The organism is Streptomyces sp. CA-288835 (genome assembly GCF_050936385.1).
In the GTDB taxonomy this organism is placed as follows: Bacteria; Actinomycetota; Actinomycetes; order Streptomycetales; family Streptomycetaceae; genus Streptomyces.
The window spans coordinates 5,217,627-5,235,460 of record NZ_JBNJMW010000001.1 but is presented as its reverse complement, the minus strand read 5'-3'; the positions used below and the strand labels follow the sequence as shown (position 1 = coordinate 5,235,460).

Genomic DNA, 17,834 nt, shown 5'->3' with positions numbered 1-17,834 from the left:
ACGTGATCTATGCCCATCGGAGGCAGGCGGCAGCAGCCATCGACAACTCGACCTGGCAACGGTACGCGCGGCTACGCCATCCGGTCAAACCAGCGGCGGCAGGAGACACTATCCACAGGCTGGGGACAACAACTTGAACCGCAGCGGTCGCCCTGACTACCGTGGCTGGACTTCGATTCGTTCCCTTCTCCTGACCCATCTGATTCGTTCGCCCCGCCCGAACTGCCTGGTTCCACCCGCCCACCCGAGTGACATACCGACCCGTCCCGCGAACCACTCGTTCGAGGGACCCGTGAGAGAGCGTGCCCTGTGGCTGACGTACCTGCCGATCTTGCCGCAGTGTGGCCACGCGTACTGGAGGAACTCCTCGGTGAAGGGCGAGGGCAGGGCGTCGAGGCGAAGGACGAGCACTGGATCAAGCGCTGCCAGCCGCTGGCGCTGGTCGCGGACACCGCGCTGCTCGCGGTCCCGAACGAATTCGCCAAAGGTGTGCTCGAGGGCCGCCTGGCGCCGATCGTCAGTGACACGCTGAGCCGCGAGTGCGGCCGGCCGATCCGTATCGCGATCACCGTCGACGACTCCGCCGGCGAACCCCCGCCGACGCCCCCCGCCCAGCGCCGACCGCGCTACGAGGAGACCGAGCTCCCCTCCGCGCAGGGCGGCAGAGACGGATACGAAGGCCGAGACGGAAGAGACGCGTACGAGGGGCGCGACGGATACGACGGGTACGGCCGCCACCGCGACGACGACCGACCGCGCGAACGCAACCACGACCAGGGCCGTCCCGACCAGCTTCCCGCTGCCCGCGCAGATCAGCTTCCCACCGCCCGCCCTGCGTATCCCGACTACCAGCCGCGCCCCGAGCAGGGCAGCTGGCCACGGCCCTCGCAGGGCGACGACTACGGCTGGCAGCAGCAACGGCTCGGCTTCCCGGAACGGGACCCCTATGCCACGCCTCAGCAGGACTACCGGCCGCAGTCCCTGGAGCGCTCCCGCTACGAGCAGCCGAGGGCCGACTACGACCAGCCGCGCTCCGACTACGACCAGCGGCCGGACCGCCGCCAGCTGCCCGAGCAGCCGTCGCCGTCCGGCAGTGGTCACGTCCACCGCGGCGGCCCTGTCGGCTCGACCTTGCCCGCCCCCAGCGGCGCACCCGGGCCGCTGGCCGCGCAGCCGGCTCCCGCGACAGGTCCGGGCGAGCCCACCGCACGCCTGAATCCGAAGTACCTCTTCGACACGTTCGTGATCGGAGCCTCGAACCGTTTCGCGCACGCCGCCGCGGTCGCCGTCGCAGAGGCACCCGCCAAGGCATACAACCCCCTCTTCATCTATGGGGAGTCGGGACTCGGCAAGACGCACCTGCTGCACGCGATCGGCCACTACGCCCGAAGCCTCTATCCGGGCACACGCGTCCGGTATGTGAGCTCAGAGGAGTTCACCAACGAGTTCATCAACTCCATCCGCGACGGCAAGGGAGACAGCTTCCGCAAGCGCTACCGCGAGATGGACATCCTTCTTGTCGACGACATCCAGTTCCTCGCGGACAAGGAGTCGACGCAGGAGGAGTTCTTCCACACCTTCAACACGCTCCACAACGCGAACAAGCAGATCGTGCTGTCCTCGGACCGGCCGCCCAAGCAGCTGGTGACCCTGGAGGACCGGCTGCGGAACCGTTTCGAGTGGGGGCTGATCACCGATGTCCAGCCGCCCGAGCTGGAGACACGCATCGCCATCCTTCGTAAGAAGGCGGTGCAGGAGCAGCTCAACGCCCCTCCGGAGGTCCTGGAGTTCATCGCCTCGCGGATCTCACGGAACATCCGTGAGCTGGAGGGCGCGCTGATCCGCGTCACGGCGTTCGCCTCGCTCAACCGGCAGCCGGTGGACCTCGGCCTCACCGAGATCGTCCTCAAGGACCTGATCCCGGGCGGCGAGAACGCGGCCCCGGAGATCACGGCGACCGCCATCATGGCCGCGACCGCCGACTACTTCGGCCACACGGTGGAGGACCTGTGCGGAGCCTCGCGCAGCCGCATCCTGGTGACGGCCCGGCAGATCGCCATGTACCTGTGCCGGGAACTCACCGACCTGTCGCTCCCGAAGATCGGCGCACAGTTCGGCAACCGTGACCACACGACCGTCATGCACGCCGACCGCAAGATCCGCGCCCTGATGGCCGAGCGCCGCTCCATCTACAACCAGGTCACCGAGCTCACGAACCGCATCAAGAACAGCTGACAGCTCTTTCCATACGTCGCTGAGGGCGCCCCGGGGCACGTCCCCGAGGGCGCCTTTCGCTGCTCTCGTACAGCTCCGGCCGGGTTCTCGTACGCCTTCTGCGGGCGTCCTCCGCCGATGCGGGCCGTGTTCCGCATCGAACCGCGGTCACCCGAGGAGCACCCGCTGTTCGAATACGCGCCGCGTTACGGCCACCCTCCACAGATTCCGGTACTTTCTCGCGTCCACACCCTGGGGACCGGGAAGTTGTCCAGAACGTGTCCACAGGGTGTGCTGCTAAAAGAGGATCAAGCCAGGTCAGCCGACTGTGGATTCGTGGACAGACGATCTCCACAGTCTGTGGACGACGAGAAGATCCACAGGCTGTGGGGAAAGTTGTCCACCGGTGGCCCACAGGCTGAGGCCGGTTGTCCCCAGCGATCTCCGGTTTCTCCACATCACTGTCCACTGTTCGGCAACGTGACGTGCTCTTTCACCGCCCCGAGTGAACCGCGTCACACCAAGGTGTCCGGTTGGGCTGTGGGGAACCTGGGTAAACCTGGGGACGCCGCTGGGGAGAACTGCTCCGCTCCTGTGCATCGAGTGTGCAGAACTTTTCTCCGTCCACAGCGAACCCCGGTTGTCCACCGCCTCCGCCCACAGGGCCAGTGGACAAAAAACCGGCGCTGACCTGCGTATACGAGGTTATCCACGGTATCCACAGCCCCTACTACTACTCCCAACTAGAGAGAGCTGGGAATTCGTTTCGAAGCGGGGGCTGTGCACAACTCACGCTCGGCGCCTCAGGTGCCGCTCGGAACGACTTGCCCCCGAGGGGCACCGACTGTCAGTGCTGTGCGTCAGACTGGTCCCCGGTGTCCTTCCCCTGAGCGGACCGAGCGACACCGAGTCAGACGACGAACGCGAAGCAGGGCGAGAGCGCCGGCAACAGACGGAGGCGGCAACGGTGAAGATCCGGGTGGAACGCGACGTACTCGCGGAGGCAGTGGCCTGGGCGGCACGCAGCCTCCCGGCACGACCGCCGGCGCCTGTGCTCGCCGGCCTTCTGCTGAAGGCCGAGGAGGGCGCGCTGAGCCTGTCCAGCTTCGACTACGAGGTCTCGGCACGCGTCTCTGTCGACGCCGAGGTCGACGAGGAAGGCACGGTGCTCGTCTCCGGCCGCCTGCTCGCCGATATCTGCCGCGCCCTGCCCAACCGGCCGGTGGAGATTTCCACAGACGGTGTACGGGCGACGGTGGTCTGCGGCTCCTCGCGCTTCACGCTCCACACACTGCCTGTGGAGGAGTACCCGACACTGCCGCAGATGCCGTCGGCCACGGGCACCGTCCCCGGTGAGGTCTTCGCTTCCGCAGCCGCCCAGGTGGCCATCGCCGCCGGCCGCGACGACACGCTGCCCGTCCTCACCGGTGTGCGCATCGAGATCGAGGGCGACACGGTCACGCTGGCGTCCACCGACCGCTACCGCTTCGCGGTCCGTGAGTTCCTGTGGAAGCCGGAGAACCCGGAGGCGTCCGCGGTCGCCCTGGTGCCCGCCAAGACGCTCCTGGACACCGCCAAGGCCCTCACGAGCGGCGACAGCGTGATCCTGGCGCTGTCCGGTTCGGGCGCGGGCGAGGGCCTGATCGGCTTCGAGGGCGCGGGACGGCGTACGACCACGCGCCTGCTGGAGGGCGACCTCCCGAAGTACCGCTCGCTGTTCCCGACGGAGTTCAACTCGATTGCCGTCATCGAAACCGCCCCCTTCGTGGAGGCCGTCAAGCGCGTGGCCCTGGTCGCCGAGCGGAACACGCCGGTGCGGCTCAGCTTCGAGCAGGGTGTGCTGATCCTGGAGGCCGGCTCCAGTGACGACGCACAGGCTGTGGAAAGGGTCGACGCCCAGCTGGAGGGCGACGACGTCTCGATCGCCTTCAACCCGACGTTCCTCCTCGACGGCCTGAGCGCCATCGACTCCCCGGTGGCCCAGCTCTCCTTCACGACGTCCACGAAGCCGGCGCTCCTCAGCGGCAAGCCGGCCGTGGACGCGGAGGCGGACGAGGCGTACAAGTACCTGATCATGCCGGTGCGGCTGAGCGGCTGAGCTGCTGACGAAAGTCCGCAGGTGAGGACGTACGTCTGAGCGGCTATGCCCACAGATGTGCGGGAGAGTCCGGGTTTAGGCTCGGACGTAGGTACGGAAGTGCCCCTCACGCCACGTCGTCAGTGAAGGAACACCCTGATGGAGCTCGGTCTCGTCGGTCTCGGCAAGATGGGCGGCAATATGCGCGAGCGCATACGCCGCGCAGGCCACACCGTCTTCGGATACGACCGCAATCCGGACCTCGCCGATGTCCACAGCCTCGAGGAGCTTGTGGGCAAGCTCGACGCTCCACGTGTGGTGTGGGTGATGGTCCCGGCCGGGGCGGCGACCCAGTCCACCATCGATGAGCTCGCCGATCTCCTGGAGCCCGGCGATGTCGTCGTGGACGGCGGCAATTCGCGCTGGACGGATGACGAGAGGCACGCCGAGGAGCTTGCTGCCAAGGGCATCGGCTTCGTCGACTGCGGTGTCTCGGGCGGCGTCTGGGGCCTGGAGTACGGCTATGCGCTGATGTACGGCGGCGACGCCGAGAACGTAGCCAAGGTGCGGCCGGTCTTCGACGCGCTCAAGCCGGAGGGTGACGCGGGCGCCGTGCACGCGGGCAAGGTCGGCGCCGGGCACTTCGCGAAGATGGTCCACAACGGCATCGAGTACGCGATGATGCAGGCCTACGCCGAGGGCTGGGAGCTGCTGCAGGCCGTCGACTCCGTCACCGACGTACGCGAGGTCTTCCGCTCCTGGCAGGAGGGCACGGTCATCCGCTCCTGGCTGCTCGACCTGGCGGTCAACGCGCTCGACGAGGACGAGCACCTGGAGCAGCTCAAGGGTTATGCACAGGATTCCGGAGAAGGCCGCTGGACTGTGGAGGCCGCCATCGACAACGCGGTTCCGCTGCCGGCGATCACCGCGTCGCTCTTCGCGCGCTTCTCCTCCCGGCAGGACGATTCGCCGCAGATGAAGATGATCGCGGCGCTGCGGAACCAGTTTGGCGGCCACGCGGTCGAGAAGAAGTAGTCCACGTCCCAGGTTCTCCACACCTGGGGTGACCTGGTTGTCCACAAGCAGGGGACAGGCCGGGGACAACCGGAAGCATCACGTTGGGGGAGGTCGGCGAACGACCATGCACGTCACGCATCTGTCGCTGGCCGACTTCCGCTCGTACGCCCGGGTCGAGGTCGCGCTCGATCCGGGCGTCACCGCCTTCGTGGGCCCCAACGGACAGGGCAAGACGAACCTCGTCGAGGCGGTCGGCTATCTGGCGACTCTCGGAAGCCATCGCGTCTCCTCCGATGCGCCTCTTGTACGCGTGGGTGCGGACCGCGCGATCATCCGGGCGCAGGTTCGGCAGGGCGAGCGTCAGCAGCTCGTCGAGCTGGAGCTGAACCCCGGGAAGGCGAATCGCGCCCGTATCAACAGGTCGTCGCAGGTCAGACCCCGTGACGTACTCGGCATCGTACGCACCGTGCTGTTCGCCCCCGAGGATCTCGCACTCGTCAAGGGCGACCCCGGCGAGCGCCGACGCTTCCTCGACGAGCTGATCACCGCGCGCGCCCCGCGCATGGCGGGCGTGCGCTCCGATTACGAGCGCGTGCTCAAGCAGCGCAACACCCTCCTCAAGTCGGCCGCGCTGGCCCGTCGCCACGGCGGACGCTCCATGGACCTGTCCACGCTCGACGTATGGGACCAGCATCTCGCGCGCGTGGGCGCCGAGTTGCTCGCGCAGCGGCTCGATCTGATCGCCGCGCTCCAACCGCTGGCCGACAAGGCGTACGAGCAGCTGGCGCCCGGCGGCGGCCCCGTGGCCCTGGAGTACAAGCCCTCCTCGCCCGAAATCGTCGGCCACGCGCGCGAGGAGCTGCACGAGCAGCTGATGGCGGCTCTGGCGGAGTCCCGTAAGCAGGAGATCGAGCGGGGCGTCACCCTGGTCGGCCCGCACAGGGACGAACTGCTGCTCAAACTTGGCCAGATGCCCGCAAAGGGATACGCGTCACACGGCGAGTCCTGGTCGTACGCGCTGGCGCTGCGCCTGGCCTCGTACGACCTGCTGCGGGCCGAGGGCAATGAGCCGGTGCTGGTCCTCGACGACGTGTTCGCCGAGCTGGACACCCGGCGCCGCGAACGTCTCGCCGAGCTGGTCGCGCCGGGTGAGCAGGTCCTGGTGACGGCGGCGGTCGACGACGATGTACCGGCCGTACTGACGGGCACGCGGTACGTGGTGGCGGAGGGCACGGTGGAGCGCGTATGAGCAAAAACACACCGGAACCCGAGAAGGGCCCCAAGTCTCCCGAACCGTCCGGCGTCGACCTCGCGCGCGTGGCCCTGCGCGCGGCGAAAGAACAGGCACGCGCGCGTGGAGACGCGGCGCAGCAGAAGAAGCAGGCGCGGCGCGGTGGTCTGCGCTCCGGCGCGCGCGCCGACGGCCGCGATCCGATGGCGCTGGGCGCCGCCATCAACCGGCTTATCAACGAACGCGGTTGGGAGACACCGGCCGCCGTGGGCGGCGTGATGGGCCGGTGGCCGGAGATCGTCGGCGAGAAGCTGGCCCAGCACTGCGTGCCGCAGGGGTACGACGAGGACGAACGCGTGCTGACCGTGCAGTGCGACTCCACGGTCTGGGCGACGGAGCTGCGCCGTCTCACTCCGGCACTGGTCGCGCGCCTCAACGAGGACCTGGGCCATGGCACCGTGCGGATGATCAAGGTGCTCAATCCCGCCGGCCCCTCCCGTCGCTACGGCCCCCTGCGCGCCCCGGGCAGCACCGGGCCCGGCGACACCTACGGGTGACCGGAGCGGACCCCGTAATCCACAGGTGACTGACATCACATCAGCGGGCGCCAAAGGCCCTTTCGTGGCGTCGGCGCACAACCCGTCGTAGCACCGGACGCGGTTGCGAATCGTGACATGACTCCGAAGTAGCCATGGGTTGACGGCTCGAAGCGCTGAGTGGCGTTGTGAGCCTCTTGGAGCCCCCATCCGCATATCGGGAGTCGGCCGATGATGGTTCAGGGCGGCACATGCGGACTCAGGTACCGGCAAACGCCCATCACTGTCGGCGCTACCGGTAGACTGGAGGCTAATCCCGCCCCACTTGTGGGACACACCGAGCAACGCTGACTAAGGCTTACCAACGCAACACGCCGCAGCCGCTCCGGCCATCCGCTGAGAGCTTGGCTTGTGCTGTGCCAGAAAGGGCGCTTCGTGGCCGATTCCGGCAACCCCAACGAGAACATCCCGTCCACCGACGCCGGCGCGAACGGCGAGGTCACAGCCTCGTTGTACGACGCCAGTGCCATCACAGTCCTCGAGGGTCTGGACGCGGTCCGCAAGCGACCCGGCATGTACATCGGCTCGACCGGTGAGCGCGGACTGCACCACCTCGTACAAGAGGTCGTCGACAACTCCGTCGACGAGGCACTGGCCGGCCACGCGGACACCATCGACGTCACGATCCTCGCCGACGGCGGCGTGCGGGTTGTGGACAACGGTCGTGGTATCCCGGTCGGCATCATCCCCTCCGAGGGCAAGCCGGCCGTCGAGGTCGTGCTGACGGTGCTGCACGCGGGCGGAAAGTTCGGCGGCGGCGGCTACGCGGTCTCCGGCGGTCTGCACGGCGTGGGTGTCTCCGTCGTGAACGCCCTGTCGACCAAGGTCTCCGTCGAGATCAAGACCGACGGCTATCGCTGGACGCAGGACTACAAGTTGGGGGTCCCGACGGCCCCGCTTGCCAAGCACGAGGCCACGGACGAGCACGGCACCTCGGTCACCTTCTGGGCCGACCCGGACATCTTCGAGAGCACCGAGTACTCCTTCGAGACGCTCTCCCGGCGTTTCCAGGAGATGGCGTTCCTCAACAAGGGGCTGAGGATCAACCTCACCGACGAGCGCGAGTCGGCGAAGGCCACGGCCGGGGCGGACGAGGCGGGCGAGGACGAGAAGCACGAGGTCAAGAGCGTCTCGTACCACTACGAGGGCGGCATCGTCGATTTCGTGAAGTACCTCAACTCCCGCAAGGGAGACGTGGTGCATCCCACCGTGATCGACCTGGAGGCCGAGGACAAGGACAAGAGCCTTTCCCTCGAACTCGCCATGCAGTGGAACAGCGGTTACAGCGAGGGTGTGTACTCCTTCGCCAACATCATCCACACGCATGAGGGCGGTACGCACGAAGAGGGCTTCCGCGCCGCGCTGACGAACCTGGTCAACAAGTACGCGCGCGACAAGAAACTGCTCCGTGAGAAGGACGACAACCTCACGGGCGACGACATCCGCGAGGGTCTGACCGCGATCATCTCGGTCAAGCTGAGCGAGCCGCAGTTCGAGGGCCAGACCAAGACCAAGCTGGGCAACACCGAGGTGAAGACCTTCGTCCAGAAGGTCGTCTACGAGCACCTCAACGACTGGCTGGACCGCAACCCGACCGAGGCCGCGGACATCATCCGCAAGGGCATCCAGGCGGCCACCGCGCGCGTGGCGGCCCGTAAGGCACGCGACCTGACGCGCCGTAAGGGCCTGCTGGAGACGGCGTCCCTGCCGGGCAAGCTCTCCGACTGCCAGTCGAACGACCCCACCAAGTGCGAGATCTTCATCGTCGAGGGTGACTCCGCCGGCGGCTCGGCCAAGTCCGGCCGCAACCCGGAGTACCAGGCGATCCTCCCGATCCGAGGCAAGATCCTCAACGTCGAGAAGGCGCGGATCGACAAGATCCTGCAGAACCAGGAGATCCAGGCGCTGATCTCGGCCTTCGGCACCGGAGTCCACGAGGACTTCGACATCGAGAGGCTCCGCTATCACAAGATCATTCTGATGGCGGACGCCGACGTCGACGGCCAGCACATCAACACCCTGCTGCTGACGTTCCTGTTCCGCTTCATGCGGCCGCTGGTCGAGGCGGGCCACGTCTTCCTGTCGCGTCCCCCGCTCTACAAGATCAAGTGGGGCCGGGACGACTTCGAGTACGCGTACTCCGACCGCGAGCGCGACGCGCTGATCGAGCTGGGCCGCCAGAACGGCAAGCGCATTCGCGAGGACTCGGTCCAGCGCTTCAAGGGGCTCGGTGAGATGAACGCCGAGGAGCTGCGCATCACGACCATGGACCAGGAGCACCGCGTTCTCGGCCAGGTCACGCTCGACGACGCCGCCCAGGCCGACGACCTGTTCTCGGTCCTGATGGGCGAGGACGTCGAGGCGCGCCGCCAGTTCATCCAGCGCAACGCCAAGGACGTCCGGTTCCTCGACATCTGAGTCGGTCTCAGCTGACCGCACTAGGAAGGATCTTCACCAGCAATGACCGACGAGAACATCCCATTCACGCCTGAAGAAGGCGGCGTCATCGCCCAGCGCGTCGAGCCCGTCGGGCTCGAGACGGAGATGCAGCGCTCGTATCTCGACTACGCGATGTCCGTCATCGTGTCGCGCGCCCTGCCGGACGTACGGGACGGTCTCAAGCCCGTCCACCGCCGCGTCCTGTACGCCATGTACGACGGCGGCTACCGGCCCGAGAAGGGCTTCTACAAGTGCGCCCGCGTCGTCGGCGACGTCATGGGCAACTACCACCCGCACGGCGACTCCTCGATCTACGACGCGCTGGTCCGCCTCGCACAGCCGTGGTCGATGCGGATGCCGCTGGTGGACTCCAACGGCAACTTCGGCTCTCCGGGCAACGACCCGGCGGCGGCCATGCGGTACACCGAGTGCAAGATGGCGCCGCTGTCCATGGAGATGGTCCGCGACATCGACGAGGAGACCGTCGATTTCACGGACAACTACGACGGCCGCTCCCAGGAGCCGACCGTTCTGCCGTCCCGCTTCCCGAACCTGCTGGTCAACGGCTCGGCGGGGATCGCGGTCGGCATGGCCACCAACATCCCGCCGCACAACCTGCGCGAAGTCGCGGCCGGCGCCCAGTGGTACCTGGAGAATCCCGACGCCTCCCACGAAGAGCTGCTCGACGCTCTGATCGAGCGCATCAAGGGCCCCGATTTCCCGAGCGGCGCCCTAGTAGTGGGCCGAAAAGGCATCGAGGAGGCCTACCGCACGGGCCGCGGCTCCATCACGATGCGCGCGGTCGTCGAGGTCGAGGAGATCCAGAACCGCCAGTGCCTGGTGGTCACCGAACTCCCCTACCAGGTCAACCCGGACAACCTCGCGCAGAAGATCGCCGACCTGGTGAAGGACGGCAAGATCGGCGGCATCGCGGACGTACGCGACGAGACCTCGTCCCGTACCGGCCAGCGCCTGGTCATCGTCCTGAAGCGCGACGCGGTCGCCAAGGTCGTACTGAACAACCTGTACAAGCACACCGACCTGCAGACGAACTTCGGCGCCAACATGCTGGCGCTGGTGGACGGCGTGCCGCGCACGCTGTCGCTCGACGCGTTCATCCGGCACTGGGTGGCGCACCAGATCGAGGTCATCGTCCGGCGTACGAAGTTCCGGCTGCGCAAGGCCGAGGAGCGCGCGCACATCCTGCGTGGCCTGCTGAAGGCCCTGGACGCCATCGACGACGTCATCGCACTGATCCGGCGCAGTGACACCGTCGAGATCGCGCGAGAGGGCCTGATGGGCCTCCTGGAGATCGACGAGATCCAGGCCAACGCCATCCTGGAGATGCAGCTGCGGCGCCTCGCCGCCCTGGAGCGCCAGAAGATCGTCCAGGAGCACGACGAACTCCAGGCGAAGATCACCGAGTACAACGCGATCCTCGCCTCGCCGGTCCGCCAGCGCGGCATCATCAGCGAGGAACTCACCGCGATCGTCGAGAAGTTCGCCGACGACCGCCGCTCCAAGCTGGTGCCCTTCGACGGTGACATGTCCATCGAGGACCTCATCGCAGAAGAGGACATCGTCGTCACCATCTCGCGCGGCGGCTACGTCAAGCGCACAAAAACCGACGACTACCGCTCCCAGAAGCGCGGCGGCAAGGGCGTACGCGGCACAAAGCTCAAGGAAGACGACATCGTCGACCACTTCTTCGTGTCGACGACGCACCACTGGCTGCTGTTCTTCACCAACAAGGGCCGCGTCTACCGGGCCAAGGCGTACGAACTGCCGGACGCCGGCCGGGATGCGCGAGGCCAGCACGTCGCGAACCTGCTGGCCTTCCAGCCGGACGAGGCGATCGCCGAGATCCTCGCGATCCGCGACTACGAAGCGGCGCCTTATCTCGTACTGGCCACCAAGGGCGGCCTGGTGAAGAAGACGCCTCTCAAGGATTACGATTCCCCGCGTTCCGGCGGCGTCATCGCGATCAACCTCCGTGAAACGGCGGACGGTTCCGACGATGAACTGATCGGTGCTGAGTTGGTTTCAGCAGAGGATGATCTGCTTCTGATCAGCAAGAAGGCGCAATCGATCAGGTTCACGGCGACGGATGACGCACTGCGCCCCATGGGCCGCGCGACCTCGGGCGTCAAGGGCATGAGCTTCCGTCAGGGAGACGAGCTGCTCTCGATGAATGTTGTTCGAACCGGTACGTTTGTGTTCACTGCCACCGACGGTGGGTACGCGAAGCGGACGCCCGTCGACGAGTACCGCGTCCAGGGTCGCGGCGGCCTCGGCATCAAGGCCGCCAAGATCGTGGAGGACCGCGGATCGCTCGTCGGCGCGCTGGTGGTCGAGGAGACGGACGAGATCCTCGCCATCACGCTGTCAGGCGGTGTGATTCGTACGCGGGTCAACGAAGTCAGGGAGACGGGCCGTGACACCATGGGCGTCCAACTGATCAACCTGGGCAAGCGCGATGCCGTCGTCGGTATCGCTCGGAACGCCGAGGCCGGTCGCGAGGCCGAGGAGGTCGACGCTGTGGACGTCGACGAATCGGACGAAGCCGACACGGTCGTCGGCACGACGGACGAGGGCGACGAGTCCACGGCCGAGTAGCGCGAGGAGTGAGTCATCGTGAGCGGAGCCACGGGCGCCGGATCGACCGGTACGGAGACGGACGGCGGCCGTGGCCCCGCCAAGGACGCGAAGGACTCCCAAGCGCCCGATGACTCCCAGGGACCCCAGGGGGGCACTGTGACGGACACCCGAGGCGCGCAGACGCCGCAGTACGCGGCGGGCGCGGCGCCAGGCAGCGCGCCGGCGCCTCCGGCCTCCGGTTCGCCGTTGCCCGGCGAGCGGCAGCCTCAGCAGCCCGCACAGCCGTACCACCCGCCGCAGGCGTACCCGACACAGCCGCCGCCACCGCCCGCGGCCGGCGCCGTCCGCCGGCCGCGCACCGGAGCGAGTACGACACCTCGCACCCGCAAGGCGCGCCTTCGGGTCGCCAAGGCCGACCCCTGGTCGGTGATGAAGGTCAGCTTCCTGCTCTCCATCGCGCTCGGCATCTGCACGATCGTCGCGGCCGCGGTGCTGTGGATGGTCATGGACGCCATGGGCGTCTTCTCCACAGTGGGCGGCACGATCTCCGAGGCCACGGGCTCGAACGAGTCCAACGGCTTCGATCTGCAGTCCTTCCTGTCGCTGCCGCGCGTGCTGATCTTCACGTCGATCATCGCGGTCATCGACGTCGTCCTCGCCACCGCGCTCGCCACCCTCGGCGCGTTCATCTACAACCTCTCGGCGGGCTTCGTCGGCGGCATCGAGCTGACGCTCGCGGAAGACGAGTAACCGTCTTCAGCACCTCTTGACGATGTGAGCGCATCCTTGTCAGGGATGCGCTCGAACGCCGTCCGGGCAGGCAAGAGGTCACCTCGGATATCGATTTTGGGACTGACCCGGAGGTGCGCTAATCTTCAGAGGTCAGCGCGCGGGACGTACACCGCAGAGCGCGGCGGGGCTATAGCTCAGTTGGTTAGAGCGCATCCCTGATAAGGATGAGGCCACAGGTTCAAATCCTGTTAGCCCCACATCGATTAAGTGCCAGGTCAGAAGCCCGGTAGGTCCACAGGATCTACTGGGCTTCTACATTTGTGGATCTTGTTACCCCACTACTACCCCGTAACTTGCGCGGTAGCAGCGGATGTCAGGCCGGACCTACTGATGTCAGCGCTGCCGGTCTACGCTGAGCAGCACTGCGCCCCCTGCCGACTCACACGGCAGGGGGCGCTTGCATTCCGGTCGGGGCCTCCCGAACCCAACCGGGGTCCTTGATGCCAGCAGGTCACCAGTGCGAGTCGCCCGGCGCCGCATCGGCACCACTGGAGGCCTCCGTGGTCTCCTCGGACGCCGGCGTGCTCCAGTGGGAGTCGGACGGGGTGGTGTCCGTTTCGTCGGCAACTGCCACCGAGGGCAGAACGGCCATGGGAACGGCGATGAGCAGGGTTGCAATGACCTTGCGCAGGCCGAACTTCTTCATCGTGAGATTCCTCCCAGGTGTGGGCCGCTCGGTCGAACGCCGATCCGATTTGGCTGTGGAACATAAACTTCCCTGTGTAGTCATCGTGATCAAGGGGGGTCCCGGTAGGCATTTGCATCAGAGGCATATGCCTACCGGAGGAATGGGGGGAAAGGTGTGTGAATCAACCACAGTGGAAGCGTGGGATGTTCGTCCGCTGTCCGATGCGGCGCTCCAGCTCTACGCGCGTCTGTCAGAGGGGGAGCGTGAGGTGGACGCCGATAGTCCAGAGCTGGCCGAGCTTGCGCGGTACGGGCTCGTACGCCGGGGATACCTCGATCCCGGCGCGTTCATGGCCGTCGCGCCGTGGGATGCGGAGTCGGACCTGCTCGCTGCTGAACTTCAGTGCATGCAGCGCTCCTTAGCCAGGATGGGAGCGCTCCCGCACGTCATGGTCAAAGCGACGGAGTCCTTCGCTGCCGGTGCCTACCACACCAGCACGCGGACCCGGATCATCGAGAACCGGGAAGAGGTGAACGCGGCGATCGCGCGAGCCTTCGAGGGCGCCCGCGAAGAGGTCATCACGGCACAGCCGGGCAGTCGGACGCGTACGGCGATGTCGGTTGCCAGCACCCGAGATGCCGCCGTCTTACAGCGTGGCGTGGCCATGCGCACGCTCTATCACCCGAGCAGCAGGTCGAGCGGCCACGTGCAGCGGTACGTCAAGACCACCACAGGCTTGGGGGCCCAAGTACGCACCCTGGGCAGGGACTTCCCGCGCATGGTCCTCGTCGACAGCCGGGATGCATTCTTCGCAATCCAGTTACCTGAGGCACCCGAGCACGGTGCGGTGCACACGACCGACCCCGTCATCGTGGCGTGGATCCGGTCGATCTTCGACGCCTTCTGGCCACTGGGCGAAGTGTGGGATCCCTCCGAGCCGTCACCTCGGACGGCAGCAGCGAACACCGACACGAAGCGCATGATCCTCCAGCTCCTGGCCGAGGGCCACGCTCAGAAGGTGATCAGCCCGCGCGTCGGGCTGAGCAAGGCCGGGCTCGACCGGGCTCTCGCCGAGCTCAAGCAGGATCTCGGCGCCACGAGCCTCTTCCAGCTCGGCATGAAGTGGAACGAGGCACAGCGAGCAGCCGAGTCGACGCCATCTGAAGTGTGAGGACAGACAGTGGCCGGGGCGGTTCCGTAGGGCCCCGCCCGGGCCACTGCTCATGCGCCACGTCTCCTCGGTATGCGCTAGCTCGAGCGGAGCGACGAAGCCAGTTCGGCAGCTGTGGGACGGCGTTCGGGCGGTTCGATCAGGGCCCGGCTCAGGATGTCCTGCACGGAATGCCACATCCAGGGCCCACGTAACGGGATCTTGCATGTCGCAATCTGGTGCCGGAGCTCGGCAGCTGTCAGCTCGCGGGGGTCGATATCCAGCGCGGCGTAGTCAAGGGGCCAGTCCCCAGTGATCGCCCACCATAAGCCTGCCGCAAGCGTGTAGACCTCCGCAGACGGGGAGGGGGCCACGGGCCGATCCCCCTCGTGGATCGACTCAGCCAGCTCGGGCGCCAGGAGGTGCGGCAGGCCGCCCATGAACATGTTCGACGGTCTCAGCAGGCGAGGGTGCCATGCCCAGGAACAGTCGATGAACCGTACGCCGTCGGTCGTGTGGATGGTGTGCTGCGGCTGGAGGTCGGAGTGCACCCACCCCGCGGCGTGCAGCCGGGCAACCGCCTCGCACACATCGATCATGTGGTTCTTGGCGAGGGAGTGGTCGCCGTCGCTGCATCTGACGTCGCTGAGCGCCTCCCAGGTGGACGCTCCCTCACGCCAGGGCGTCACCATCCACGCGACACCGTCGAGTCGGCCGTGACCGAGGAGCGCGCCGCGGCCGGCCAGCCCGGCGTACAGCGCTGCGGTCTCACGTGCGGTGATGACGGCGCCCTCCGGCCCCGTACCGACCTTGACGGCCACTGAGCGCCACTCTCCCGCCGCCTGCCATACGGCGCTGCCGCGCCGGTTGCTGATCAGCGTCAGCGTCATACCTGGGCCGCAGACGGCTTCCGCTGCCGCGCGTGCCTCGATGGGTGGGTTTTGCGTCTTCACGAACTCTCGCCTTCATCCGTGCCATAAGGTGTGTGCCGTCCCGGTGAGCACAGGTGCCGGGATTTCGTGCTTTCCAGAGCAGGAGTGATCTTGGGATACGTTCGCCTGCTGCGGCGCCGCCGAGTGCTCACGCTGTGGGGTGCGCAGACCCTGTCCGTGTTCGGTGACCGCCTGTACGCCATGGCGATCATGTGGATCGCGTGGGAGCAGTCCGGAGCCGGTGCCATGGGCCTGGTGGCGATCGCGGAGTCCGTGCCGTACATCGTGATGGGCACGTTCGGTCGCCGGATCATGGACCGCTTCGCGTCGCTGCGGGCCCTCGCCGGTGTGGACGTGGTGCGGGTGGTGCTGGTGGCCGCTCTGCCATGGGCCTGGGACGCGTTCGGGACGCCGGGCATGCTCGCGCTGGCTGCGGCGCTGGGCCTGGCCGGGGCCGTGTTCGATCCGAACCTGGGGTCGCTGGTCCCCGACCTGGTCCGCCCGGACGAAGTACAGGCAGTCAACGGGCTGATGGACCTGACCGGCCGGATCGCGCGGGTGGCCGGCCCCGGAGCGGCAGGAGCCCTGCTCGCGTTCATCCCCCAAGCTGCCCTGTTCTGGCTGGACGCGGCCACCTTCGCCGCGTCCGCCCTGGCGCTCGCCGTCCTCGGCCGGTCCGTACGGACGGCTGCCGCCGAGCCCGTGCCGCCTGCGGAGGCGCTGCGGCTGCGGGCACGGTCCTTGCTGCGGACCCACCCGGCGACGGGCGCAGCCATCGCGGTGCACGGCGCGGGGATCTTCGCACAGGCTGTGGCCATGGCGATGCCCGCGCTGCTGGCCACCCGCATGGACGCGGGCGCCGGGGCGTACGGGCTCGTGCTCGCCGCGACCGGTGCGGGGGCGCTGGCCGGGAACCTCGTGGCGGGCAACATGCGGCTGCCAAAGCGGCTGCCGGCCGTGTATTGCCTGCTCTGGGCGGTGTCCGGCCTGCTGCTCGCGGTCACGGGCTCAGCCGGGAGCATCCCGGTCCTGCTGGGAATCTCCGCGGCCTCCGGCGCTGTGGCCCCGTTCTTGGGCGTCACCTTGCAGACCCACCTGTCGGCGTTCCCACCTGCCGCGCGTCGGCGGCTGATGGCTGTGGACCTGACCGTCATCCGGGCCGCGGGCACCACGTCAATGCTGGTGATCCCGGTCGTGGCAGCAAGCAACCCGGTCACAGGTTTCTGGGTTGGCGGCATGGCCACCGTCGTCGTGGCGGCTGCCGGCGCCGGGGCCGCATGGGCCTGGACCCGGGACAGAGGGGCTCTACCGGTCACGGAGGCGGCCCCGCAGCTCTCGCGCGACTGAGTACACGCTGACGTGCCTTGGTTGGCCCGCCGTGTACGGGGTCAGATCCCATCCCGCATAGCGGGCTTCCAGGTGCAACCCGGCGGCCCGTGCCATCAGATCCAGTTCGGACAAGTGGGTGTAGCGGCGGGTGACAGGCAGCATGCGAAGGCCCATCGCGTCCAGGCGGACCTCTTGTGATCGGAGCGTCTGGCTGATCGGTTCGTGCGCGACGATCGAGAGCTTCGCATAGTCCGGCCCGACGGCCCGGGTGAAGACCCGAGAGTCCAGAGGCAGCGCGCTGGTGCCAGGCACGGCGGCTTCGATAACCAGCCGCCCGTCCGTGGTCAGCGACCGGGCGCAGGACAGCAGGCAGGAGATCTGCCGCTCGGGCGTCGTGAGCAGGTAGAAGGTGCCTGCCACGACGTAGATCAGCGGGTATGGCTCGGGCACCTCGAAGTCGGCCATGTCAGCGATCTGGATGGCCACGGGGAGATCGCCGCGGCGCTCCATCAGGCGCCGGGTCATCTCTGCCGAGGCATCCAGGCCCAGCACGCGTACGCCGTGTTGGGCAAGTGGTAGTGCGATGCGGCCGGCGCCGACTCCGAGTTCGAGCGCGGGGCCGCCGCTGGCGAGTTTGGCCAGGGTGTCGGCGGCCGGTTCGGCCGGTCCGAGGCTGGCTTCGTTGTACGTGGCGGCCCACTCGTCCCACAGTGCTGCCTGTTCCTCGAACTCCCCCATGGGGCCTCGCTCCCTTCGTCGTGAAATAGAGGTGCGGCCGGGCCCCGCTCGGATGAGTCGGGTGCCCGGCCGCTATCGGATCGGCGGTGTCAG

Annotated in this window: 13 protein-coding genes and 1 tRNA gene; 11 read left to right on the top strand and 3 right to left on the bottom strand. The window is 67.5% G+C overall.

Annotated elements, in window-relative coordinates; genetic code table 11:
• Window positions 1–309: 309 nt before the first annotated feature.
• From dnaA to ACQEVY_RS23630, 9 genes are all read left to right on the top strand, one after another.
• A complete protein-coding gene (gene dnaA, locus ACQEVY_RS23670) occupies window positions 310–2,235 on the top strand; it encodes a chromosomal replication initiator protein DnaA (protein ID WP_432951497.1) in 1,926 nt (641 codons plus the stop codon).
• A 946-nt stretch (window positions 2,236–3,181) separates the two neighbouring features.
• Window positions 3,182–4,312 (top strand): DNA polymerase III subunit beta, encoded by a 1,131-nt coding sequence (gene dnaN, locus ACQEVY_RS23665; protein WP_432951496.1) that lies wholly within the window; start codon window positions 3,182–3,184, stop codon window positions 4,310–4,312.
• A 138-nt stretch (window positions 4,313–4,450) separates the two neighbouring features.
• Entirely contained in the window at window positions 4,451–5,326 is an 876-nt protein-coding gene (gene gnd / locus ACQEVY_RS23660; RefSeq protein ID WP_432951495.1) for a phosphogluconate dehydrogenase (NAD(+)-dependent, decarboxylating), read from the top strand.
• Window positions 5,327–5,432: 106 nt separating this feature from the next.
• Window positions 5,433–6,557 carry a DNA replication/repair protein RecF gene (gene recF, locus ACQEVY_RS23655; protein WP_432951494.1) on the top strand — a complete coding sequence of 375 codons (1,125 nt, stop codon included), beginning with the start codon at window positions 5,433–5,435 and terminating at the stop codon, window positions 6,555–6,557.
• Window positions 6,554–7,096 carry a DUF721 domain-containing protein gene (locus ACQEVY_RS23650; RefSeq protein ID WP_432951493.1) on the top strand — a complete coding sequence of 181 codons (543 nt, stop codon included), beginning with the start codon at window positions 6,554–6,556 and terminating at the stop codon, window positions 7,094–7,096. The genes recF and ACQEVY_RS23650 overlap by 4 nt, the downstream gene beginning before the upstream one ends.
• 390 nt (window positions 7,097–7,486) lie before the next feature.
• Window positions 7,487–9,553, top strand: coding sequence for a DNA topoisomerase (ATP-hydrolyzing) subunit B (gyrB, locus tag ACQEVY_RS23645; protein WP_432951492.1), 2,067 nt, complete (start codon window positions 7,487–7,489; stop codon window positions 9,551–9,553).
• A 42-nt stretch (window positions 9,554–9,595) separates the two neighbouring features.
• Complete coding sequence (gene gyrA / locus ACQEVY_RS23640) at window positions 9,596–12,190, top strand: DNA gyrase subunit A (RefSeq protein ID WP_432951491.1); 2,595 nt, start codon at window positions 9,596–9,598, stop codon at window positions 12,188–12,190.
• An 18-nt stretch (window positions 12,191–12,208) separates the two neighbouring features.
• Window positions 12,209–12,922 carry a DUF3566 domain-containing protein gene (locus ACQEVY_RS23635; RefSeq protein WP_432951490.1) on the top strand — a complete coding sequence of 238 codons (714 nt, stop codon included), beginning with the start codon at window positions 12,209–12,211 and terminating at the stop codon, window positions 12,920–12,922.
• Between the two features lie 165 nt (window positions 12,923–13,087).
• Window positions 13,088–13,161: transfer RNA gene (locus ACQEVY_RS23630), tRNA-Ile, on the top strand.
• A 254-nt stretch (window positions 13,162–13,415) separates the two neighbouring features.
• Here ACQEVY_RS23630 and ACQEVY_RS23625 read toward each other — a convergent pair.
• The gene (locus tag ACQEVY_RS23625) at window positions 13,416–13,610 is read right to left on the bottom strand and encodes a hypothetical protein (RefSeq protein ID WP_432951489.1); all 195 of its coding nucleotides are present in this window, start codon (window positions 13,608–13,610) and stop codon (window positions 13,416–13,418) included.
• 250 nt (window positions 13,611–13,860) lie between these two features.
• Here ACQEVY_RS23625 and ACQEVY_RS23620 point away from each other — a divergent pair, with 250 nt between their 5' ends.
• On the top strand, window positions 13,861–14,763 hold the full coding sequence (locus ACQEVY_RS23620; protein WP_432951488.1) for a hypothetical protein: 903 nt from the start codon (window positions 13,861–13,863) through the stop codon (window positions 14,761–14,763).
• 77 nt (window positions 14,764–14,840) lie between these two features.
• Here ACQEVY_RS23620 and ACQEVY_RS23615 read toward each other — a convergent pair whose 3' ends face one another.
• Window positions 14,841–15,695 carry a hypothetical protein gene (locus tag ACQEVY_RS23615; RefSeq protein WP_432951487.1) on the bottom strand — a complete coding sequence of 285 codons (855 nt, stop codon included), beginning with the start codon at window positions 15,693–15,695 and terminating at the stop codon, window positions 14,841–14,843.
• Between the two features lie 90 nt (window positions 15,696–15,785).
• Between ACQEVY_RS23615 and ACQEVY_RS23610 the strand changes: the two genes are divergently transcribed.
• Complete coding sequence (locus ACQEVY_RS23610; protein ID WP_432951486.1) at window positions 15,786–17,021, top strand: MFS transporter; 1,236 nt, start codon at window positions 15,786–15,788, stop codon at window positions 17,019–17,021.
• On the opposite strand, the gene ACQEVY_RS23605 is transcribed toward ACQEVY_RS23610, so the two are convergent.
• On the bottom strand, window positions 16,980–17,741 hold the full coding sequence (locus ACQEVY_RS23605) for a class I SAM-dependent DNA methyltransferase (RefSeq protein WP_432951485.1): 762 nt from the start codon (window positions 17,739–17,741) through the stop codon (window positions 16,980–16,982). The genes ACQEVY_RS23610 and ACQEVY_RS23605 overlap by 42 nt on opposite strands.
• Window positions 17,742–17,834: the final 93 nt, after the last annotated feature.

Bases quoted from the DNA above. Each gene is read 5' to 3' on its own strand.
- gnd (WP_432951495.1), top strand. From the start codon at position 4,451: ATGGAGCTCGGTCTCGTCGGTCTCGGCAAGATGGGCGGCAATATGCGC.
- recF (WP_432951494.1), top strand. From the start codon at position 5,433: ATGCACGTCACGCATCTGTCGCTGGCCGACTTCCGCTCGTACGCCCGG.
- ACQEVY_RS23650 (WP_432951493.1), top strand. From the start codon at position 6,554: ATGAGCAAAAACACACCGGAACCCGAGAAGGGCCCCAAGTCTCCCGAA.
- gyrA (WP_432951491.1), top strand. From the start codon at position 9,596: ATGACCGACGAGAACATCCCATTCACGCCTGAAGAAGGCGGCGTCATC.
- ACQEVY_RS23625 (WP_432951489.1), bottom strand. From the start codon at position 13,610: ATGAAGAAGTTCGGCCTGCGCAAGGTCATTGCAACCCTGCTCATCGCC.
- ACQEVY_RS23605 (WP_432951485.1), bottom strand. From the start codon at position 17,741: ATGGGGGAGTTCGAGGAACAGGCAGCACTGTGGGACGAGTGGGCCGCC.